19 protein-coding genes and 2 tRNA genes are annotated in these 20,285 nt (G+C 56.3%); 11 read left to right on the forward strand and 10 right to left on the reverse strand.

Translation table 11 applies throughout. The annotated features are described in order from the left end of the window. Positions 1-6 precede the first annotated feature (6 nt). Complete coding sequence (locus GOX75_RS14375; protein WP_171124200.1) at positions 7-1,179, reverse strand: MFS transporter; 1,173 nt, start codon at positions 1,177-1,179, stop codon at positions 7-9. A gap of 142 nt (positions 1,180-1,321) precedes the next feature. On the opposite strand from GOX75_RS14375, the gene GOX75_RS14380 reads away from it, so the two are divergent. Further along, positions 1,322-2,464: a DUF3095 domain-containing protein gene (locus tag GOX75_RS14380; RefSeq protein ID WP_171124202.1), complete on the forward strand. Its 1,143-nt coding sequence runs from the start codon at positions 1,322-1,324 to the stop codon at positions 2,462-2,464. Between the two features lie 4 nt (positions 2,465-2,468). On the opposite strand, the gene GOX75_RS14385 is transcribed toward GOX75_RS14380, so the two are convergent. Beyond that, a complete protein-coding gene (locus GOX75_RS14385; RefSeq protein WP_171124203.1) occupies positions 2,469-3,239 on the reverse strand; it encodes an HpcH/HpaI aldolase/citrate lyase family protein in 771 nt (256 codons plus the stop codon). Positions 3,240-3,476: 237 nt separating this feature from the next. Between GOX75_RS14385 and hpaR the strand changes: the two genes are divergently transcribed. Beyond that, complete coding sequence (gene hpaR / locus GOX75_RS14390) at positions 3,477-3,905, forward strand: homoprotocatechuate degradation operon regulator HpaR (protein WP_171123943.1); 429 nt, start codon at positions 3,477-3,479, stop codon at positions 3,903-3,905. A 113-nt stretch (positions 3,906-4,018) separates the two neighbouring features. Then, on the forward strand, positions 4,019-4,708 hold the full coding sequence (locus tag GOX75_RS14395) for a fumarylacetoacetate hydrolase family protein (RefSeq protein WP_171124206.1): 690 nt from the start codon (positions 4,019-4,021) through the stop codon (positions 4,706-4,708). A 3-nt stretch (positions 4,709-4,711) separates the two neighbouring features. Here the strand turns inward: GOX75_RS14395 and GOX75_RS14400 are convergent, their stop codons facing one another. Next, the gene (locus GOX75_RS14400; RefSeq protein ID WP_171124209.1) at positions 4,712-5,923 is read right to left on the reverse strand and encodes a winged helix-turn-helix domain-containing protein; all 1,212 of its coding nucleotides are present in this window, start codon (positions 5,921-5,923) and stop codon (positions 4,712-4,714) included. A 4-nt stretch (positions 5,924-5,927) separates the two neighbouring features. Beyond that, positions 5,928-6,953, reverse strand: coding sequence for a LacI family DNA-binding transcriptional regulator (locus tag GOX75_RS14405; protein WP_171124211.1), 1,026 nt, complete (start codon positions 6,951-6,953; stop codon positions 5,928-5,930). Between the two features lie 114 nt (positions 6,954-7,067). Here GOX75_RS14405 and GOX75_RS14410 point away from each other — a divergent pair. Continuing rightward, positions 7,068-7,144: transfer RNA gene (locus GOX75_RS14410), tRNA-Arg, on the forward strand. A 121-nt stretch (positions 7,145-7,265) separates the two neighbouring features. Here the strand turns inward: GOX75_RS14410 and GOX75_RS14415 are convergent. Continuing rightward, the gene (locus GOX75_RS14415) at positions 7,266-7,850 is read right to left on the reverse strand and encodes a TetR/AcrR family transcriptional regulator (RefSeq protein ID WP_171124213.1); all 585 of its coding nucleotides are present in this window, start codon (positions 7,848-7,850) and stop codon (positions 7,266-7,268) included. 287 nt (positions 7,851-8,137) lie between these two features. On the opposite strand from GOX75_RS14415, the gene GOX75_RS14420 reads away from it, so the two are divergent. The 3 genes from GOX75_RS14420 (at position 8,138) to GOX75_RS14430 (ending at position 10,391) form a co-directional block, all read left to right on the forward strand. Next, on the forward strand, positions 8,138-8,818 hold the full coding sequence (locus tag GOX75_RS14420; RefSeq protein ID WP_171124288.1) for a type 1 glutamine amidotransferase domain-containing protein: 681 nt from the start codon (positions 8,138-8,140) through the stop codon (positions 8,816-8,818). A 98-nt stretch (positions 8,819-8,916) separates the two neighbouring features. Then, on the forward strand, positions 8,917-9,327 hold the full coding sequence (locus GOX75_RS14425; RefSeq protein ID WP_171124215.1) for a DoxX family protein: 411 nt from the start codon (positions 8,917-8,919) through the stop codon (positions 9,325-9,327). A 29-nt stretch (positions 9,328-9,356) separates the two neighbouring features. Continuing rightward, entirely contained in the window at positions 9,357-10,391 is a 1,035-nt protein-coding gene (locus GOX75_RS14430) for an NADP-dependent oxidoreductase (RefSeq protein ID WP_171124217.1), read from the forward strand. 149 nt (positions 10,392-10,540) lie between these two features. Here the strand turns inward: GOX75_RS14430 and GOX75_RS14435 are convergent, their stop codons facing one another. Next, complete coding sequence (locus GOX75_RS14435; RefSeq protein WP_171124219.1) at positions 10,541-12,325, reverse strand: ABC transporter ATP-binding protein; 1,785 nt, start codon at positions 12,323-12,325, stop codon at positions 10,541-10,543. 543 nt (positions 12,326-12,868) lie between these two features. On the opposite strand from GOX75_RS14435, the gene GOX75_RS14440 reads away from it, so the two are divergent. The 3 genes from GOX75_RS14440 to glf are packed head-to-tail and all read left to right on the forward strand — an operon-like array spanning position 12,869 to position 15,713. Then, a complete protein-coding gene (locus tag GOX75_RS14440) occupies positions 12,869-13,669 on the forward strand; it encodes a glycosyltransferase family 25 protein (protein ID WP_171124221.1) in 801 nt (266 codons plus the stop codon). Continuing rightward, positions 13,666-14,559: a hypothetical protein gene (locus tag GOX75_RS14445; RefSeq protein ID WP_171124223.1), complete on the forward strand. Its 894-nt coding sequence runs from the start codon at positions 13,666-13,668 to the stop codon at positions 14,557-14,559. The genes GOX75_RS14440 and GOX75_RS14445 overlap by 4 nt, the downstream gene beginning before the upstream one ends. Next, complete coding sequence (gene glf / locus GOX75_RS14450) at positions 14,556-15,713, forward strand: UDP-galactopyranose mutase (protein ID WP_217354439.1); 1,158 nt, start codon at positions 14,556-14,558, stop codon at positions 15,711-15,713. The genes GOX75_RS14445 and glf overlap by 4 nt, the downstream gene beginning before the upstream one ends. A gap of 6 nt (positions 15,714-15,719) precedes the next feature. Here glf and arsB read toward each other — a convergent pair whose 3' ends face one another. Genes arsB through GOX75_RS14470 form a run of 4 tightly spaced genes read right to left on the reverse strand, consistent with a single transcriptional unit; the run spans position 15,720 to position 19,838 of the window. Beyond that, positions 15,720-16,706: an ACR3 family arsenite efflux transporter gene (gene arsB / locus GOX75_RS14455; RefSeq protein ID WP_254428814.1), complete on the reverse strand. Its 987-nt coding sequence runs from the start codon at positions 16,704-16,706 to the stop codon at positions 15,720-15,722. A 41-nt stretch (positions 16,707-16,747) separates the two neighbouring features. Continuing rightward, positions 16,748-18,013 carry an organoarsenical effux MFS transporter ArsJ gene (gene arsJ, locus GOX75_RS14460; RefSeq protein WP_171124227.1) on the reverse strand — a complete coding sequence of 422 codons (1,266 nt, stop codon included), beginning with the start codon at positions 18,011-18,013 and terminating at the stop codon, positions 16,748-16,750. Then, positions 18,010-19,008 (reverse strand): ArsJ-associated glyceraldehyde-3-phosphate dehydrogenase, encoded by a 999-nt coding sequence (locus tag GOX75_RS14465; RefSeq protein ID WP_171124229.1) that lies wholly within the window; start codon positions 19,006-19,008, stop codon positions 18,010-18,012. The genes arsJ and GOX75_RS14465 overlap by 4 nt, the downstream gene beginning before the upstream one ends. Next, entirely contained in the window at positions 19,005-19,838 is an 834-nt protein-coding gene (locus tag GOX75_RS14470) for a helix-turn-helix domain-containing protein (protein ID WP_171123968.1), read from the reverse strand. The genes GOX75_RS14465 and GOX75_RS14470 overlap by 4 nt, the downstream gene beginning before the upstream one ends. Positions 19,839-20,002: 164 nt before the next feature. Between GOX75_RS14470 and GOX75_RS14475 the strand changes: the two genes are divergently transcribed. Continuing rightward, a tRNA-Thr gene (locus tag GOX75_RS14475) sits at positions 20,003-20,078 on the forward strand. Positions 20,079-20,285 lie beyond the last annotated feature (207 nt).

Consider the following 20,285-nt stretch of genomic DNA (forward strand, 5'->3'; position numbering starts at 1 on the left):
TCAGCGTCAATCGACGCTGTCCCGGCTGAATAGATAGATCACGCAGCCAATGGCAAGCGTGACCGCGAAAAAGCCGAATATCGCTGTGTAGGGTGCGCTTGGACTGATGTCCACTGTGGCCGCATGGATGCGGCCGGTGACGAACTGCGCGAAGCCGACGCCACCGATCCCGAACAGGTTCAGCAGGGTTACGCCTCGGCCCACAAGATGTGGCGGTACAAAGGCGCGGCCATGCGCCATGATGACTGGAAAGCTGGCCCCCACAAAGCCAATGACCGAAATCAATACGATGGACACCCAGACGCTGTTGTCGATCCACAGGCACAGCAGTGACAAAGCGATCACCCCCAGCGCATTGCCGCCAAAGATCACCCATTTCCGCGTGCCTAAAATCCGGTCGAGCGGCCCATAGGTAAAGGTCCCGGCAATCATGGCGGCCCCCATGATCAGCGTCGCCGTGCCGATTTGCGTGGTACTGAGGGCGAAGATATCGCTCAGGTAAGGTCCGGCCCAAAGCCCGCGCGTAGCCGCCGAAGGCGCGTAGGCCACCAGCATCAGCGGCAGGATCGCCCACAAAGCGGGCTGTTTCACTAGGTCTAGAACCGAACCCTTGTGGTCTGTTTCAACCCGTTTGGGGTCATGCACGGTGGTCAGAATACCCAGCGCAATCGCGCCTGAGAACAACGCCAGCACCCACATGGTTGCGCGCCAGCCCATCAATTCGACGGCAAGTGCGGTGGGATATGAGGCCACCAAATTACCCACTGACCCGACACCCAGCATCAGCGCGGCTAGCGTCGCAAAGCGCGCCGGGGGAAACTCACGCGCGAAGATGTAATAAGACGCCATCAGGACCGGTGAACAGCCAACCCCGATCAGCCCCATCGCGATGGCAACGTGGAGGGGCGTAGAAGCGATTGCGAACAATGCAGCCCCACCGGCACCTCCGATCAGTAAAAGTGCGGCGGCCGTCAGGCGCGGGCCGACCCGATCCAGCGCCCAACCCACTGGAAGCTGCATGGCGGCAAAGATCAAAAACCAAAGGCCCGAGGCAAAGGCTAGGTCCTCGGGCGTGGCCCCTATGTCGCGGCCAAGATCGACACTGAGAACGGCAAGGAAAGCACGAAAAAACTGGCTGAGCACATAGCCCAGACACAACACCACCAATCCTGCCTTCATGTATCGCCCCTCTTCCCCAACGGCTGACCGCCCCTGATTGGCACGTACAATCGCCGCACACAAGCACGTGTGTCGTGACGATTTCACGGGACAGCAACCGCAATCGCACTACCCTAAGAGGTGATTTCTGATCGAGGCGATTATGAAAGACGCTCAGGCCGCGTTTTACGACAGTCTTCCTTTGCTGCGCGACTTTGCCCGGCTTGCCGACCCCGTGCAGTTTTCAGCCCTTCCTGACAATTGGGTCGTCGGGGTGGCGGATATTGTCGATTCAACGGGCGAAATTGCCAAAGGCCGCTACAAGACCGTGAATATGGTCGGCGCCGCGGTTATTTCAGCCATGATCAACGCCATGAAGGGCAGCGACTTCCCCTATGTGTTTGGCGGCGACGGCGCAGGGTTTGCCGTCCCCGCTAGTGCGGCTGACGACGCCCGATCTACGTTGGCTGCCTTGCGGCGCTGGGCCGAGGACGAATTCGGAATATCTTTGCGCGCCGCGTTGATGCCCGTTGCCGAAATCCGGGCGTCGGATCGGGATTTGCGTGTCGCCCGCTACGCGCCGTCCGATGGCGTGGACTATGCCATGTTCTCGGGGGGTGGGTTGGCCTGGGCCGAGGCGCAGATGAAAGCGGGTGCGTTTGCTGTGCCTGTCGCGGAACCGGGCGCGCAACCGGATCTAACGGGCCTGTCCTGTCGCTGGTCAAACATCAGGGCGGCCCATGGTCAGATCGTGTCTTTGGTGATCGAGCCGACTGCGCAAGCGACCGAGAGCGATTTTGCGGATTTGGCGCAATCTGTTCTGGTCGCCTCAGAAGGGTTAGAGCGGGCGGGACATCCTGTGCCTGTGAACGGCCCGCCAATGAATTGGCCTCCGCCGGGGTTGGATATCGACGCGCATGTGTCGCGACGGGGTCGCAATCTCACCTTGCAAAAACTTGGGTTGCTGGCACAAAATCTGCTGATTTACCTCTTGTTCAAGGTCGGGCGACCCATGGGTGACTTCCAGCCCGAACACTATCAACAAATGGTCAGCCGTAACGCGGATTACCGGAAGTTCGACGACGGATTGAAGATGACACTGGATTGCGACGAGGCGACACTGTCGCAAATCCGGATAATGCTTGAACAGGCCCGTGGACAAGGAAAGATCCGCTATGGCCTGCATGCGCAAGATGAGGCGATGATGACCTGTTTTGTCCCCTCGGCCACGCGCGACGACCACGTTCATTTTATTGACGGCGCATCCGGAGGCTACGCGCAAGCGGCAGCCGCCATGCAGGGCTGAGGCATTATTTCCCTTTCCATTGCGCAGCCAGTGCGCGTGCAGCCCGGGTCAGCAACATGACATCAATGCCAACCGCCAGAAACTGCGCGCCCATATCCAGATAGGTCTGACTGGCCTCGTCCGTCGTGCCCAGAATGCCCGGAGCCTTGCCCGCAGCCCTGATCCGCGTCATGGCATCGGCAATTACGGCACGGACTTCGGGTGCGGTACTGTCACCCTGATGGCCCATATCCGTGGACAGGTCCGCAGGTCCGATAAACACGCCGCTGACGCCCTCAACCTTCAGAATCTCGTCCAGAGCCTCGATTCCAGCGCGATTTTCAACCTGAACCAGCAGGCAAATCTGGGTGTCCGCAGTCTGGATGTAATCGGTGGTCGTTCCATACATCGTCGCGCGTGACGCCATGGCCCCGACCCCCCGCACGCCCTGTGGTGGATAGCGGCAGGCGCGCACCAGTTCCTGCGCCTGTTGCGCGGATTCAACCATGGGAACAAGAATGGTCTGCGCCCCGGCGTCCAGAACCATCTTGATCAATGCGGTGTCGCCCACGGGTACCCTGACAACGGGATGGGTGGGACTGGACGACAACGCCATGAGTTGATCGCGCACAGACCGGATGTCGTTTGGCGCATGTTCTCCGTCAATCACCAGCCAGTCGAACCCGGCCGTACCCATGATTTCGGCCGTGACGGCCTCGGCAAAGCTGCTCCAACAGCCGATCAATCTGTCGCCATTTTGCAAAGCCAGCTTAAAGGTGTTTGTAGGGGCGGGCATGTTGGAACCTTTTCATCAGTGATGTGGCGAGTGCGGCGATCGAACCTTGAGAGCATCATTCCCAGTGGTTCCGAGTTTGACCAGCCCAAAAGCGCATGGCAGATCACCGCCCATAACGGTTCGCGCTGAGCCCATCGCGTTAGCGCTCATCAAAAATCTTAAACAGTCTCTAAATAAGGCGTATTTAATAAACTTCGGCTGAGTTGCAGTCTGATGAGATTTCGTCCAAGATTCCTTATGCCCAATGACTTTCCACTTACGTCACGCTCATTGCCCATAGCATTGCTGCGGGCGCGGGAGCGTGTCATGGGACCTATTCGCAAAATGCTGTCAGATGCAGGCGTGACTGAACAGCAATGGCGTGTCCTGCGTGTCCTGCAAGAGGAAGGCCCGCAGGAGCCGACACGTATCGCCGAGCGCGCCTGTCTTCTGCTGCCCAGCCTTACGCGGATATTGCAAAAACTGGAAGCCAAGGGTTTGATCCGGCGCAGGGTTAATCCCGGCGACAAGCGCCGTCAGATTGTCGAGGTCACGGCGCAGGGTGAGCGGATTATTCAGGACAATATCGAAGTGATGATACGTCTTGCCGAAGAAATCAAAGACCAACTGGGCCAAAAGCGGCACGAGGCATTGCTGGACCTGTTGAACGAGCTGCATGACCTTTAGCCCATTCACGGGGATCTGAACTTAGGACGTCATTTCCAACAGGCGGTTCACCTGCTTGCCCCCAGTGGTTTGTCCTCTAAGATGCGCTGTTGTTGCCAGATAAAGGGGTCGCTATGCCGTTTTCGCTACCAAAACCGCTTGAAATCCCGGTCGAGGGGCTTTCGACCCCTTACCCGTTGGGCCGCGTTTTCTGTGTTGGACGGAACTATGCGGCGCATGCGGCCGAGATGGGCCACGAGGTTGATCGCGAAGCACCGTTCTATTTCACGAAATCCGCAGCCAATGCGGTTTTGTCCGGTGCCACAGTGCCCTTCCCGCCGGGGACAGACAACTTTCATCACGAGATGGAGCTGGCCGTAGCGATCGGCAAACCCGTCTTTCGCGCGTCCCGAGTTGAGGCCGCAGACGCCGTGTATGCCTATGGCTGCGCATTGGACATGACCCGCCGGGACCTGCAGATAAAAGAGCGGAACAAGCAGCGGCCCTGGGATCTGGGCAAGGACCTTGAGAACGGAGCAGTCTTTGGCCCCCTGACCCCCGCTGCGGATTGGTCGCCGGATGACGACAAGCGTATCGTTCTAAGCGTGAATGGCGATGTGCGTCAGGACGCAACGCTGCACGAGCTGATCTGGAAGATCGACGAAATCATCAGCCATCTTTCAGGCTATTACCATCTGCGCCCCGGTGATCTGATCATGACGGGCACCCCGGCGGGCGTTGGGCCGGTGCAACCCGGTGACAGGCTGGCGGGTACGATTGACGGCTTGCAACCCATAAGCTTGACCCTCTCTGCGGCAGAATAGACCCTAAATAGCGTCTTTTAGCCAGTTTTCCGCAAACTCTACGCGGCCAAGATCGGTGAATCTGCGCACCCGGTCGAGCTCGGATTCCAAACGACCCGTCCGTGCCGCAGACCAACGGACGGACCGTTCCGGCCACACAGCGCTGACTCGCAATGCGTCGTCGTCGCGGTGGGCCTTCATGTCGATGCGACCGATCATTCGGTCACCTTCCAACAGTGGAAACACATAGTAGCCGTAGGTCCGCTTTGGGGCAGGTACGAACACCTCGATCCTGTAGTGAAACCCAAACAGCTTTTCCGCCCGGTTACGATCGCGAAGCATGGGGTCGAACGGACTAAGCACTCGGATACGGCCCGGCGGTTTGTTCAAGTGATTTACGTCTTCGGAGCCGGGCCGTGAGAGCATCCTGCGCGTCCTTCCATCGGCACAGGTGACTTCGATTTCCTCCAACTCTCCTTTTGTTAGAGCCTGTTTAGACCATTCCCGGGTTTCTGTGGTGCTTACCGTGTCCCAGAATGCGGCCAGTTCGCCCGAGGTTGCAAACCCCAACCGGTCCATCGCCGCATTGCACAACCAATCAACGGTTTCTTCCGGGTCAACCTGCAGCTTTCCAGGGCAAAGATGGTCGTCGATCACACGTTCTGTCAGGTCATAGCGTTTCTGAAACCCCTGTCGCCCAATCACAGTCAACGCCCCGGACCGCCACAGGAACTCCAGCGCGGTTTTGGATGGGTGCCAGTCCCACCAGCCGCCCGATCCTTTCTTTTCGTCCTTGCCGACGTCTGACGATGACACTGGCCCATGGTCACGGATATGCTGCAAGACGGTTTCAAACCGCTGTTCGAACCCGTCCCGGCGCCAGTTCTTCCACCGGGACTTCAACATATCCGCGTCTCGTTGAAACCTGAGATGCCAATGCCGGTAATACTCCATGGGGATAACCGCGGCGTCATGGGTCCAGTGTTCAAACAATGCCCTGTCGCGTTCGTACAGGTGTTTCAGATTCTTCGCGCGATAGCTGGGCCTGCGTGAAAACAGGATCATGTCATGGGCGCGAGCCACAGTGTTGATGCTGTCCAGTTGCACAAACCCCAACCGCTGAATCAGGTCCAGAAGGGCGGTCCCCTTGGCGCTGCCCGTCGGCGGCTCAAGAAGGGCGTGTCGATCCATGAACACGGCCCGCGCTGTTCGGTTGTCCAGTTGACGAAGCGCCATAAGGTCAGCGTCGTTTCAACGTGTCGCCATAGCTGATCTTGGGGGTCAAGGTCACGCGGGTGTCGACCTCGGCGTTCGGATCGGCAAGTTGCGTGGCGATGATCTCGGCCGCTTTGCGCCCGATCTCCAACCGGCAGGCATCCATCGTGGCCAGCTTGCGCGGCAGACCTTGCAAAAGCTCGACATTATTGAACCCAGCCAAGCCGATCTGGCCAGGCACATCAATGCCTTGATCCAGTAGGTAAAGCAGGCCACCTGCGCCAATCATATCGTTGGAATAATACAGGAAATCCAATTCAGGTGAGCGTTCCAGCATGGCTTGCGTCATCTCGCGCCCCTTGGCCAGTGCCGAGCCACCAGAGTAGAACTCTCGATCCTCGATTTCGATGCCGTGCTTGCCCAGCACTTCGGTGAACCCTTCGAACCGCTTACGCGCCCGGTGATCCAGCGGCATTTTGGTGCCCATGAACCCGATATGTTCATAGCCAGCCTTAAGGATCGCCTGCGCCATCTCGCGCCCGGCCCGACGGTGCGAAATCCCGACCATCGCGTCCACCGGTTTACCGTCGGTGTCCATGACTTCGACCACTGGAATGCCCGCAGAATCCAGCATGGCGCGGGCCGCGTCCGTGTGCTCCAGCCCGGCGATGATCACGCCTGAGGGCCGCCACGAAAGCATCTCGTACAGAACTTTTTCTTCTTTTTCCGGCAGGTAATCGGTGACGCCGACCACGGGTTGCAACTCGGTATCTTCCAACACCTGATTGATCCCTGTCAGAACTTCCGGGAAAACCATGTTGGACAGCGATGGAATAATGACAGCCACCAGATTGACCCGGCTTGATGCCAATGCGCCTGCGATTTTGTTCGGCACATAGCCCAGTTCTTTTGCAGCGGCCAAGACCCGGGTTCGGGTGGCGTCAGACACGTCCCCCCGGTTTCGCAATACCCGACTGACCGTCATCTCGGATACGCCGGACGCCTCAGAGACATCACGAAGGGTAAGCGGGCGTTTTGTATCTGTCGTCACTGGGGTACCTGCGTAGTTGTTTTGTGGAATGGTAGCGTGAACAGAGCGCAATTTACAACTGTTGTGCAAAGGCCATGACAACCAGAAAAAACACAGGTAGAGAGAGCCTTGCGCGGCCCCGTGGCTCAACTGGATAGAGCAGCCCCCTCCTAAGGGGCAGGTTGCAGGTTCGAATCCTGCCGGGGTCGCCAGTTTTGCAATGGCTTGTGGGCTTGCAGCGTTGTGCTTAACCGCTCTTGGCGTGCACCCTTAGGTCAGGATCGTCCGCAGAAAGGTAAGCCGCCCTCAGACCCAGAACTGTGCGCAGATCCCCTAGTTAGATGCGCCTATACCCAGAGTTTGCCGTGTGTTTGTCAGCACAATGTCAAATGGATCATGCGACTTGGATATCTTGACCATGATGCTGGCCCCCAACCACAAGTAATACAGACTGGCTGCCACAGCAGTAGGGGTCTGAGACACGCGAAGGGACCCATCTGACACGCCCGCTCGGACGACAGTTGCGAGGCGAGAGATGATGCCGTCTGTTCCATCTTTTAATGCGCGCCGCATCGGTTCGGAAAAATCCGATACCTCCGCGCCAAGCTTCACAGCCAGACACCGGCTTTCGCAATCCTCAAGGCCCTGATTTTCGCGCCAGTTCGAGAAATACAGCATCAACATCTCAGCCGCTGTAAGCCCTTGTTTCGCAAAGAGATGGTCCAGATTTGCATGGTAGGATTCAAAGTACTCGTTCAGCAATACCACGCCAAATGCATCCTTCGATTCGAAGAAATGATAGAACGAGCCTTTCGGTACACCTGCAGCTTTTAGGATTTCTGCAAGGCCAACGGCGCTGAAACCTTTTTGACCGATCAGGGATTGGCCAGCGGTTACAATGTTAGATCGCGTATTCATCTGCCCCGCCTTCTTACCCGGTTCAGGTCTGCTTCCATGATAGACGGATAGTCTAATACTCCAGCCGCGAACGTACAATAGGTCGACCAAGAATTGAGAAATTTGGCAAAAGTATAAAATTTTTGGCCAAGGATTTAAAAAATAAATTACTAGACGACCGGTCTATTTTGGCGTAGGTGAGTCGCCCAAGACCCTCTTTGCCGCGATGAACGCGGGGGCGTGCCCCCGGTCGCGGTGCAGGTGGAATGCACGATCCAACTGAATTGACCCAACTTGGAAAGCAGAACATGAAAATCCTGATGGTACTGACCTCGCATGACAAACTCGGTGAAACCGGGCTAAAAACCGGTTTTTGGCTCGAAGAGCTGGCTGCGCCTTACTACGTCTTCAAAGATGCAGGCGCGGAAATCACCTTGGCATCTCCGCTGGGTGGTCAGCCTCCGCTTGATCCTAAAAGCGCCGAAGAAGGTTTCCAGACAGATGCGACTCGGCGGTTCGAAGCTGATGCCGATGCCACGGCGCAACTTGCAGACACCGTTAAACTGGCTGATGTCGCCCATGACACATTTGATGCGGTCTTCTATCCGGGTGGGCACGGTCCGTTGTGGGATTTGGCCGAAGACGCACAGTCGATTGCCTTAATCGAAGCATTCCATGCGGCTGGAAAACCGGTTTCGCTGGTATGCCATGCGCCCGGCGTTCTGAAACACGTGAAAGACAGCATCGGCAATCCGCTGGTTGCCGGTAAAAACGTTACGGGTTTCACCAACACGGAAGAGGAAGCAGTTGAATTGACCAAAATCGCCCCATTCCTGGTTGAGGATATGCTCAAAAGCAATGGGGGCGAATATTCCTGTGGTGAAGATTGGGCGCCCTATGTCTTGCAGGACGGCTTGCTGATCACTGGTCAGAACCCGGCCTCATCTGAAGGCGCTGCGGAAAAACTAATCGCAGCCGTGAATTCGTGATCAAAAAGCGGGGCGGTGAACAGCGGCCCCGTCTTTTCGATTCAGGCTGGAAACCTTAGCAAAATTTGCAATTACGTAATTTAGGAAGTCGCAATATCATGAGCATAACACTTGGTCGATGCCTTCTAGCCGTCTATTTCCTCATCCCCGGACTGATGAAGTTCGCTGCATTTGATATGCATGTTGCGCTGATGCAGCAGCATAACGTCCCCGCGCCAGTGCCGTTGCTGGTGGTGGCCGGAGTTGCCAACATTGCAGGTGCGCTTTTGCTACTGTTCAATCGTTTTGTTCGCGCGGCCAGTTTTGGCCTTGTTGCCTATATCCTTTTAGTGAACTTTTGCCTGCATGACTTTTGGAATTTTGAAGGTGTCCAAGGCCAGCATGAGGTTCAGAATTTTGTCAAAAACCTTGGGATTTTGGCTGGAACACTCATCCTTGCCGGAGCCAGCCCAAAAAGGCCGCTTGATCTGACTTTGCTGTCAAAATCAGACAACGCATATGCCGCCTGACCTAATAACCGAGATCAAAGGGAGATAAAATGTCACAATCAGCAGATACCAATCGCCGGATCGTTCTGAACGAACGTCCCGTAGGTTTGCCGGACGAAAACACGCTGCGGATGGAAACCACGGACGTGCCAACGCCCGGCGAAAACGAAATGCTAATCCGCACGGTTTATCTGTCGCTTGACCCCTACATGCGCGGTCGGATGAACGATGCCAAATCTTACGCGGAACCGGTTGCCATTGGTGGCGTCATGACAGCGCAGGTTGTGGGTCAGGTGGTTGTATCCAACCTGGCGGGGTATGAAGCGGGGGATTACGTTCTGTCCGGCAGCGGTTGGCAGGATTACGCGATTTCTGACGGAACCCAGGTCATCAATCTGGGCAAGACGCCGCAGAACCCGTCCTGGGCCTTGGGCATTCTGGGTATGCCCGGATACACGGCCTACGCAGGTCTTCTGAAAATCGGTGAGCCGAAACCGGGTGAAACCGTTGTTGTTGCCGCTGCTGCGGGGCCAGTGGGTGCAACGGTTGGGCAGATCGCCAAGCTTAAGGGGTGTCGGGTTGTCGGCGTTGCTGGCGGGGCTGAAAAATGCGCTCATGTGGTCGAAAACCTTGGTTTTGACGCCTGCATTGATCATAACGCTGATGATTTTGCAGCCCAGCTCGCCGCGGCGTGTCCAGACGGCATCGACGTGTATTTTGAGAACGTGGCCGGCAAAGTCCTGTACGCCGTGTTGCCCCTGCTGAACCCGTTTGCGCGCATTCCGGTGTGCGGCATCGTTGCCTGGTACAACCTGACCGGCCTGCCCGAAGGCCCGGATATGGGCCCCGCGATCATGGGAACCCTGCTGCGGCTAAAGGTCAAAATGCAGGGCTTCATCATTTTCGATAGTTTCCCACCGTCGGTTTATCAGGAATTCACCCGCGACATGACGGGTTGGATCGAAGACGGGTCGATCAAGTACAAGGAACACATGGTCGACGGTCTCGAAAACGCGCCACAAGCTCTGAACCAATTGCTGCAGGGGGGTAATTTCGGAAAGATGGTGATCAACGTCGCCGCGTGACCTTGTCCGGCGGCATCGCGAAATTCCGGGGCCAACAGGTGGCCCCGGTAGAACTCGACCTTTGACAGGGGTTTGATTGGGATGCGGCCAAGCCGATCGCGTGGCTTACCTTAGCGGACGGTCCATCGCATCCACAGCGCCAAACGGGTTTATTCCGCCACTTCGGCTTCTGGTTCCCGTTTCTTGAATTGCTCATCAAACAAGCTGCGGAAACTGCCGTTTTTGTGCAGTAGCTCATCAAGGTTGCCTTGTTCGACGACAGCGCCGTCCTGAACAACCATGATCTTGTCGGCCTCCAGAATCGTCGACAGGCGGTGTGCGATCACGATCACCGTGACGTCCTTGGTCAAGGCATCCAGTGCTTCTTTGACCAACGACTCGGATTTTGCATCCAGCGCGCTTGTCGCCTCGTCCAGCAACAGAATCTCGGCTTTGCGCAGGATCGCACGAGCGATCGCGACCCTTTGCTTCTGGCCACCTGACAGGAAGGTGCCGTTTTCGCCAACAGGAGTATCGTAGCCTTTGGGCAACTCGCTGATAAAGTCATGCGCATGGGCGGCTTTCGCTGCCGCGATGACCTCTTCATCTGTTGCATCCGGCGCCGAGCAGCGAAGGTTCTCCATGATCGAGGTGGAAAACAGGAAGGTGTCCTGACCAACGTAGGAAATCTTGCGTCGCAACGATGAGAAGCTGACATTTCGCAAGTCCTGCCCGTCGATTTCCACACTGCCTTCGTCAGGGTCATAGAAGCGCATGATCAGGCCAAACAGCGTTGACTTGCCGCCGCCGGACTGACCCACCAGCGCTGTGGTCTTGCGTGCCTCGAACGTCAGGCTCAAGTCTTCGATCACCGGCATCGACCCCTGATACCCAAAGGTCACGTTGCGCAATGCGATCTCACCCGGACCGTCAAGAAGGTCTTTGGCATCCGGGCTTTCCTGCATCGTGTCTTCCTGATCCAACAGGCTAAACAACAAGCCGACACCGACCATTGCAGTTTCGATCTGGACGCGCATTTTGGACAGCCGTTTTGCGGGCTCATAGGCCATAAGCAGAGCGGTGATAAACGACATGAGCTGACCGGCGGTTGGCTGCTCGGTTCCGGCAAGTCCGATTGTGCTGACGATCAGGACGCCCGCGACGGCCAAACCAGCAAGAAACTCCATCAACGGGCTGGCGATGGATTGAAGCCGCGCAATGTCGTTGGAACGCTGCTCAACCTTGTGGATGGCAGTATCCATCCGGTTGATCATCTTGTCCTCAAGCGAAAACACCTTGATCACTTTGATTCCGGCGGATGTCTCCTGTAGAACGCGGATGATCTCGGCCAGGGACTTGAACTCGGCCTGCATGATCGACCGGACGCTTTTCAACAGGTAGCGAACGCCCATCAACGCTATGGGGCCGACGATAAAGAACATCACCGACAAAACCGGCTGCTGATACACCATTACGATAACAAGCCCGACCAGTGTCAGGGTGTCGCGGACAAAGCCGGTGACAAGGACGTCGATCAGCTTTCGCGCCGCCTGCGCCCCGTTGGTCGTTCGCATCAACAGGTTGGAAGATTCATTTTCGGAAAAAAAAGAAACGCCATGCCTGAGCAGTTTGCGATAGACCTTTTCCTGCTGAACGGCCACGATCCGGTTCCCGGCGCGGGCCAGATAGACCGCCTGAATGTAAGAAGCGATGGCTTTCACCAAAAACAGGCCAATGACGCCCAGCGCGATCAAATGAGCCCAGCCGCGCATCTCGGGGCTGGTCATCGCATCGACGATGTATTCCATCATGTAGGCGGATCCGGCGGTCGTCACCGCCACGGCAATCATCGCAACAATCGCGACGGCGTATAGTCCACCTTGCGCAAAGAAGCTCTCGCTGATGAGGCGGCCCATATAGCCTGACCGCCATTTGTCCCAGGCGCGCTTAATCATTGCGTTCTCCAGATCGTGAAACTGTGCGCTCGCTCAGATAACCTATAACCGTTCTTCTCTAAAGGGCAGATGAAATGAATTGACCCAACGGTTTGTTCTGACTGTTTGGCGATAGCCCCAGCCAGATAGGTGTCAGGAAAGCTGTCGGCAAGAGTCATTGATGAAAAGAGAAGACGTTTTTGTTGTCAGCATCCGATAAAGCCGGGCAAGGGCGTTTGAAAGATGGGGTGTTTCGAGTGATTCGTTGCGATTTTTAAGTATTTGAAAAGCAACAATAATTTCTGAAGCCTCGTGCGTGTTTTTTTGCCGCGAACAGCACTTTTTCTCTTTGTTTTTCGTCGCTTGCCTGTATCCATGCCAGGTCGCAAGGCTTGCGGGCGTAAATTTGATTTTCTGGCCTTTTGGATAGGTACTTGTAGTTGCGCGGTTTTTTGCCGCTGTGGGTTTTTAGCGTAGCTTTCGAAAAAAACGCTCGTTCTTTCGCTTTTCTACTGCTTAAATGTTAGTATTAGGAACGCGGAAAATTAAGATGGTATTAAAGTCGTGTCGATCACTGCCGTTATCCTTAGCCTGCCAAAAGATGTAGAGCGGCGACGTTTCTGCGAAGCAGAACTGGCCCGCTTTGGATTGAGTCATGAGTTTTCGGATGCGATCGCGGGCGAACAGCTGGGCCGGTCAGACCTGAAACTCATTTATGATGAAGAAATGAACCGCGCTAAGTTCAAGCGCCCCCTTAGTCGAAATGAAGTGGCCTGCACGCTTGGGCACCGCCAGATCTGGCAGCACATCGCTGAATCCAGAGATTGTGTGGGCCTTGTTCTGGAAGACGATGCCACTTTCATCCGTGACCCACGATCCTTTTTGAACGCACTTGCCGAATGTCCCGAGTGCTTTGAGGACGTCATGATCAAACTGGACGGTGTTCCGGGCAAGAACGCGCAGATCATCAAGGAATTTGCCGATCAGAACTTAGTTCTGTCTGACATCCTGCCGCCCAGAACTACAGGTTATATCCTTGGGCGGCGCGCGGCTGCCAGATTGCTGCAGGTTGATGCTCCGATCGCGCGACCTGTCGATATCGACCTGAAATTCTATTGGGAACATAAGGTCCCCATACTGACCTTGGGCAAGCAGATGATTGCCGAGCGAGATTCGCATGACAGCAATATCGAAACTGCCCGTCGCAAGACCAAGCCGGGTTCGGCGGTCGAAAGATTTGTCCGCAACCTTGTCTATCAGGCCAAGTTTACGCATGGCCGGTTGAGCCACCCGCTGAACCCAGACATGATTGACGGGCTGGGTCCTTTGCTTCGCCCCGAACAGCAGGTCCGGTCCCACGTATGAAGAATAGCCTTGTGGTTGTCCGTGCGGGCAGCAACTCACTTCACCACCGGTGGCTGGACATCCCCTATGAGGACCGAAACTACGATCTATTGATCAGCTACTTTTCGGACGAAGCATATGCGGAATTTACGCCCGAACCCGGCGTCGAAGCGGTTTTGGTCAAAGGCGGTAAATGGGACGGGCTGTACAAGACGCTTTCGAACCGTAATCTGGACCAATACGACTATTACTGGCTGCCGGACGATGATCTGGACATAAGCGCGTCAATGGTGAACGCGCTGTTCGATGCCATGGGTGGCTATGGACTGCGTATTGCACAGCCATCTCTCAGCCCGGACAGCTATTTTTCCCATTTTGTGTTTAGCCAGTGCCCCGGCTTTGTTCTGCGTTACACCAATTACATTGAGATCATGGCCCCATGTATGCATCGGGACATTCTGAAAAAGGCGTTGCCGCTGTTCGAAAACACCATGAGCGGCTACGGACTGGATTACATCTGGTGCCGCTGGGCCGAAGCCGGGGCCTTCCGAACCGCGATTCTAGATGAAATCGCGATGCATCATACCCGTCCAGTCGGCAAGAACCTGAAAGCTGCCATGGCCGAGACTGGCAATCTCAGTTCGGAAGAAGAAGAGGCCGTACTAAAAGAAATGTTCGATCTGTCCCGCCGTACGGTACCTGTTATTTTTGCCGGGATACTGAAAGGCGGACAGCCTGTTTCAGGTCGGCTTCAACTGGGATGGCTCATGTGCCGGGCGTGGTTGTCAAAACTGTCGAGTTTTCGCAATCCGGGCGAGGCGCGGTCTGGTGTCCTCAAGATCGCACGGCGGCAGTTGATCAAGCCGCTTGATATGACGACGATAAACTTGAAGACGAAGGCTTTGAAATGAAAGCAAGTCGTTTCCTGATGGTTGGCGCTGGACTGTCCGGTGCCGTGATAGGTCGGGCACTGGCCGAAGCAGGGCACGAAATCACAGTTGTCGACAGCCGCGACCATATCGGCGGCAACTGCCATACCCAGCGCGACGCGGATACCGGCGTCATGGTCCATGTCTATGGCCCCCATATCTTTCACACCGACGACGAAGAGGTCTGGGCCTATGTCAATCGGTATGCAAATTTCCTGCCCTACAAGAACCGGGTAAAGACAACTTCTCGGGGGCAGGTCTTTTCGCTGCCGGTCAACCTACACACAATCAACCAGTTCTTTGGCAAGACGATGCGCCCGGACGAAGCCCATATCTTTATCACCGAAGAACAGGCCGACAGTTCAATCACTGATCCGCAGAGCTTTGAGGAACAGGCCATGCGGTTCGTCGGGCGCGACCTCTATGAGGCGTTCTTCAAAGGATACACGATCAAACAGTGGGGGTGTCACCCGTCCGAATTGCCTGCGTCGATCCTTAAACGCCTGCCGGTGCGGTTCAACTACGACGACAATTACTTTTTCCATCAGTTTCAGGGGATGCCAGAAAACGGCTATACCGACATGATCGCGGATATCCTTGATCACCCCTCGATCACGGTCAAACTGAACACGACCTTCGACCGCAACATGGCCGAGGGGTTTGGCCACGTCTTCTATTCGGGGCCGCTGGACGGCTACTTCGATTATGAGCTTGGGCGTCTCGGGTATCGCACGCTGGATTTTGAACGCTTTACCTATGACGGGGATTATCAAGGCTGTGCCGTCATGAATTACGGCGAAGAAGACGTCCCTTATACGCGGATCACCGAACACAAGCACTTTGCCCCTTGGGAAACACATGACGGGTCGGTCTGTTATCGCGAGTATTCGCGCGCGGCCCAGCCGGGCGACATTCCTTATTACCCGATCCGGCAGGTGAAGGAAAAAGCGCTGCTTGGCGAATATGTCGAGCTAGCTAACAAGACCGCGAACGTGACCTTTGTTGGCCGGTTGGGAACTTATCGCTATCTGGATATGGACGTCACGATCCGCGAGTCTTTGGATACGGCTGCGGCTGTTCTTGCGTCGCTGGAACGAGGTGACGACCTCAAACCGTTTTTTGTTTCGGTGCTCTAGGCGGGGTCATGCCTTGTGCGGGACCGCCGGATCCGGAAACCGGTTGCGCGTGCGGTTCGCAAAAGCCACGAGTGACAGCATTACCGGTACCTCAACCAGAACACCCACAACGGTTGCCAAGGCCGCCCCCGAGTTCAGCCCGAACAGGCTGATGGCGACGGCGACGGCCAGTTCAAAGAAGTTGGATGTGCCGATCATGGCGCAGGGGGCAGCGATGCGATGGGGCACCTTCAACGCATAGGCCGCACCATAGGCTAGCGCAAATATGCCGTAGCTTTGGATCAGAATGGGCACGGCGATCAGCACAATCACCAGCGGCTTGGCCAGAATGGTTTGCCCCTGCAGGCCGAACAGGATGACCACCGTGGTGATCAGACCCAGCACGGACCACGGTTTTACCCAAGCTGAGAACGCGTCAATGGCCTCTTGCGAGCCCAGTTTGCGCCGTGTGAGCAGACCGACAATCAGGGGCAACACCACGTAGAGAACCGTTGCCAGAACCAAGGTCTGCCACGGGACCGAGATGTCGGTGACCCCCAACAGGAACGCGACGATCGGGGCAAAGGCCACGACCATAATCAGGTCGTTCACTGAGACCTGCACTAGTGTATAGGTCGCATCCCCTTTGGTAAGCTGAGACCAGACAAACACCATCGCCGTACAGGGGGCCGCGCCCAGCAGGATCAGACCAGCGGTGTATTGCGCGGCGTCTTCTGGTTTGATCCACGGCGCAAACACGTAGTCAAAGAACAAGACTGCCAGCAAAGCCATTGTGAACGGCTTGACCAGCCAGTTAACCACCAGCGTGACGATAAGGCCCTTGGGCTGACGGGCGACCCCTGCGACAGCGCCGAAATCGACGCTGACCATCATCGGATAGACCATGGCCCAGATCAGAACGGCCACCACAAGATTGACGCTGGCGAACTCAGCCGATGCGATAAATGCCACCAGACCGGGGGCTGCCAGTCCGAACAGCACGCCTGCGATCATGGCCAGGGCGACCCAAACAGTCAGGTAGCGTTCGAAAATGCTCAAGAGTACGCCTCATTCGTTTGATCGGTGAGCTTGCTTGAGGTCAGCGCCGCCAAGGCTACCATAATAGCAGCAGTTCCCAGCACCAGTGGAAGGCCGCCGATCTGATAGGTCAGGCCGGACAGGACAGTGCCCAGCAAACGGCCCGTCGCGTTTGCCATGTAATAAAACCCGACATCCATCGTGACCCGTTCGGACTTGGTGAAGGCAAGGATCAGGTAGGAATGCAGCGAGGAATTGACCGCAAATATCGCCCCGAACACCAGTAAGCCAAGAACCAGTGTCACGGTCAGCCATGCCTCAGGCCCCGACGACATCAGGACAGCCACCGTCAATGCAGCCGGGACACAGAACAGGGCCGAAGCCCAATTGCGGGCTGCCCGGATCAGGTCGCCCTCGGTCCGCTCGGATGCGTGCAGAATTTTGGGCGCGCTGGCCTGAACTGCTCCGTATAGGATAACCCAGACGGCCATGAAGGTGCCGATCATGAAAAAGGCCGCGCGGTTTCCTTCTTCGGTCCCGTCGGACAGGACCGCGTAGAAATAAATCGGAATACCAACCACGAACCACACATCCCGCGCGCCGAACAGAAAGACACGCGCTGCAGACAGCCAGTTTACATTTGCGGATTTGGAAAAGACCTCGGAAAACTTGGCGCCCTTGCGTCCTTGCGGCAGGCCGGGTGGCATCAACACAAAGACCGCAACCAGAATGAGTGCCAGCACAATGGCCATCGCCAGCGTCGCCCACATGAAGCCGACCGTTGCCAGCAGACCGGCCCCCAGCAGAAAGCCCAAACCTTTGACCGCATTTTTCGAACCGGTCAGAATGGCGACCCAGCGAAACAGTCCTCCGCCCGTTGTTGGGGCCAGCAGTTTCACGGCGGATTTGGATGACATCTTGGCTAGATCCTTGGCCACTCCGCTGGCGCCTTGCACGATCATCACAAAGACGACTTTGACCGGAATTGCCCAGTTAGGGTCTAGTTGCGCCAACACCAGCAGCGCCCCGACCTGTAGCGCAAGCCCTGCATACAGCGTTGAGGTCAGGCCGAACCGCGCCGCGATCCAACCGGCCGCCAGGTTCGTGACTATCCCGGCGATTTCGTAAAGGACGAACAAATACGCCAGCTGCACCGGCGAGAACCCCATCGTATGAAAGTGCAATAGCACCAGCATCCGCAGTGCTCCGTCGGTCAGCATGAAAGCCCAATAAGCTGCAGTGACCGCAATATAGGCCGACAGTCCTTCGGGCCGGTCGGTCACAGCGCGGCCCCGACCATCAGCGCCACATCAACCAGACGATGCGCATAGCCCATCTCGTTGTCATACCACGCATAGATTTTCACCTGCGTTCCGTTCACCACCATGGTCGAAGGCGCGTCGACAATCGAAGACCGCTCGTCATTGGTGTAGTCGGTTGAGACCAGCGGCCGGGTCTCATAGCCCAGAATGCCCCTTAGTTCGCCCTCGGCGGCAGCTTTGAAGAAGGTGTTTACTTCTTCAGTGGTAGTTTCGCGTTCAACCTCGAACACGCAGTCGGTAAGCGAGGCATTTAGCAGCGGCACCCGAACCGCGTGGCCGTTTAATCGGCCCTTCAGTTCGGGATAGATCAGCGTGATCGCTGTGGCAGACCCGGTGGTGGTCGGGATCAGCGAGTTCAGCGCCGACCGCGCACGCCGCAGGTCTTTGGCGGGGCGGTCCACGATGGTTTGGGTGTTGGTCACATCGTGGATCGTGGTCATCGAGCCATGGCGGATACCCAGATTTTCGTGGATGACCTTAACGACCGGGGCCAGACAGTTCGTGGTGCAGGAAGCAGCCGTCACGATGTGATGCATAGCAGGGTTATAGGTGCCCTCATTCACGCCCATCACGATATTGGCGGTAGGCCCATCCTTGACCGGGGCTGAGACAACAACCTTCTTCACCCCCGCCGCAAAATACGGGGCAAGCTTGGCCTCGGTCTTGAAGACGCCGGTGCAATCGATCACCACATCCACACCGTCCAGCGGCAGGTCGGACAGGTCTTTGGTGCCAATGAACGGCAGGCGGGTGCCATTGATCGTAACGCTGTCGGCGTCGTAGGTAAATTCGGCATCCCAACGGCCATGCACCGTGTCGAACTCCAGCAGATGCGCGTGCATCTCGGGGTTACCGACCCCGTCGTTGATCCAGGCGATCTTGGCACCCTTCTCCAGCAGGGGTTTCAGGGCCAGTTTTCCCATCCGGCCGAGGCCGTTTACCGCGTAAGTGGTCATTTCGTGTCCTCGACGTGGGTTCTGCCGATATCGTCGACGGCAGTTTGCAATGCGATCCTATCCAGGCTTTCGACCGGCAAAGAGGTGAACGCTTCGATCCGCCGTTTCAGCGCACCATATGCGTTTTGGAAGGCAAGGCTTTGCTCGGCCTCTGTGCCGGTTGTCTTGACCGGGTCGACCATACCCCAGTGGCCGCTGATGGGCTGACCTTCCCAAGCGGGGCATTCTTCGTTGGCGGCCTGATTGCAGACCGTAAAGACGAAATCCATCTCGGGCGCATCGTCTGTGGCGAACTCGGACATATGTTTCGAGCGCAGGCCTGATGTATCGTGCCCCTTATCGCTCAGCACCTGAACGGCAAAGGGGTTGAGTTTCGACGTAGGTTGCGTGCCCGCGGAATAGACGTTGAACCGATCCCCGCCCAACGTCCGCAGAAGGGATTCAGCAAAGATCGAGCGGGCGGAATTTCCCACACACAGAAAAAGTACGTTGAATTTCCGATCCGTCATTTTCCTGGTTCCTTGTGTTGAAGGCATACAGATATCAGGTCGTCCACGGCAGCAGTCGTTCAGCAGGAATTCCAGCATGTGCTGCACATTCTTCATTTCAATTGAATAGAGCAGAGAGGTTCCCACCCGTTCCTGCGTCACCAGACCCGACCGCTGAAGTGCGTTCAGGTAGTTCGACAAGGTGCTGGCCTTGATCCCCAGTTCCGTTGCCAACTCACCTGCCGGGACGGTGTCAGGAAATCGTCGCATCAACATGCGAAACACGGAGATGCGCTGCGGGTGGCCAAGAATGGCAAGTTGGTCGGTTATCTGATCTATCATATTTCATGAAATATTGAATTATGAATGAGTCGGCAACGCGTGATCCACGCTGTTACAAATAATTCACAATTGAAGCTGGAAAGCGCAGCACCTGTTCGGTGGAGGAAATCCGGCAGATCAAGACTTGCACGCCACTTTGGGACCGTTTAAACGGTCCTGCGTTTGCCTCAATAGCTCAGCTGGTAGAGCAGGTCCTTCGTAAGGACAAGGTCGGGGGTTCGAGTCCCTCTTGAGGCACCACCTTCTCAATTTCGATGCAAATTAGGATTTGGGATCAAGGCTTTCAGCCATTCTTCTTGGTGCCGATGGCGTTTTCGACTTTGATAAATCCAGTCTGGGCTGCGGTCAGGATTGGCAATTGGGTAATCGCGGAGCATCGTAACAGCGCAAACCGCGGTGGTGCATATCGAACACTCAAATTTAGTGGGTCTCAACGTCTGTTTCAGA

The organism is Ruegeria sp. HKCCD7251 (assembly GCF_013031165.1).
In the GTDB taxonomy this organism is placed as follows: Bacteria; Pseudomonadota; Alphaproteobacteria; order Rhodobacterales; family Rhodobacteraceae; genus Ruegeria.

Coding starts and splice junctions, on each gene's coding strand:
- GOX75_RS14375 (WP_171124200.1), bottom strand. CDS start 1,179: ATGAAGGCAGGATTGGTGGTGTTGTGTCTGGGCTATGTGCTCAGCCAG.
- GOX75_RS14380 (WP_171124202.1), top strand. CDS start 1,322: ATGAAAGACGCTCAGGCCGCGTTTTACGACAGTCTTCCTTTGCTGCGC.
- GOX75_RS14385 (WP_171124203.1), bottom strand. CDS start 3,239: ATGCCCGCCCCTACAAACACCTTTAAGCTGGCTTTGCAAAATGGCGAC.
- hpaR (WP_171123943.1), top strand. CDS start 3,477: ATGCCCAATGACTTTCCACTTACGTCACGCTCATTGCCCATAGCATTG.
- GOX75_RS14395 (WP_171124206.1), top strand. CDS start 4,019: ATGCCGTTTTCGCTACCAAAACCGCTTGAAATCCCGGTCGAGGGGCTT.
- GOX75_RS14400 (WP_171124209.1), bottom strand. CDS start 5,923: ATGGCGCTTCGTCAACTGGACAACCGAACAGCGCGGGCCGTGTTCATG.
- GOX75_RS14415 (WP_171124213.1), bottom strand. CDS start 7,850: ATGAATACGCGATCTAACATTGTAACCGCTGGCCAATCCCTGATCGGT.
- GOX75_RS14420 (WP_171124288.1), top strand. CDS start 8,138: ATGAAAATCCTGATGGTACTGACCTCGCATGACAAACTCGGTGAAACC.
- GOX75_RS14425 (WP_171124215.1), top strand. CDS start 8,917: ATGAGCATAACACTTGGTCGATGCCTTCTAGCCGTCTATTTCCTCATC.
- GOX75_RS14430 (WP_171124217.1), top strand. CDS start 9,357: ATGTCACAATCAGCAGATACCAATCGCCGGATCGTTCTGAACGAACGT.
- GOX75_RS14435 (WP_171124219.1), bottom strand. CDS start 12,325: ATGATTAAGCGCGCCTGGGACAAATGGCGGTCAGGCTATATGGGCCGC.
- GOX75_RS14445 (WP_171124223.1), top strand. CDS start 13,666: ATGAAGAATAGCCTTGTGGTTGTCCGTGCGGGCAGCAACTCACTTCAC.
- glf (WP_217354439.1), top strand. CDS start 14,556: ATGAAAGCAAGTCGTTTCCTGATGGTTGGCGCTGGACTGTCCGGTGCC.
- arsB (WP_254428814.1), bottom strand. CDS start 16,706: ATGATCGCAGGCGTGCTGTTCGGACTGGCAGCCCCCGGTCTGGTGGCA.
- GOX75_RS14465 (WP_171124229.1), bottom strand. CDS start 19,008: ATGACCACTTACGCGGTAAACGGCCTCGGCCGGATGGGAAAACTGGCC.
- GOX75_RS14470 (WP_171123968.1), bottom strand. CDS start 19,838: ATGATAGATCAGATAACCGACCAACTTGCCATTCTTGGCCACCCGCAG.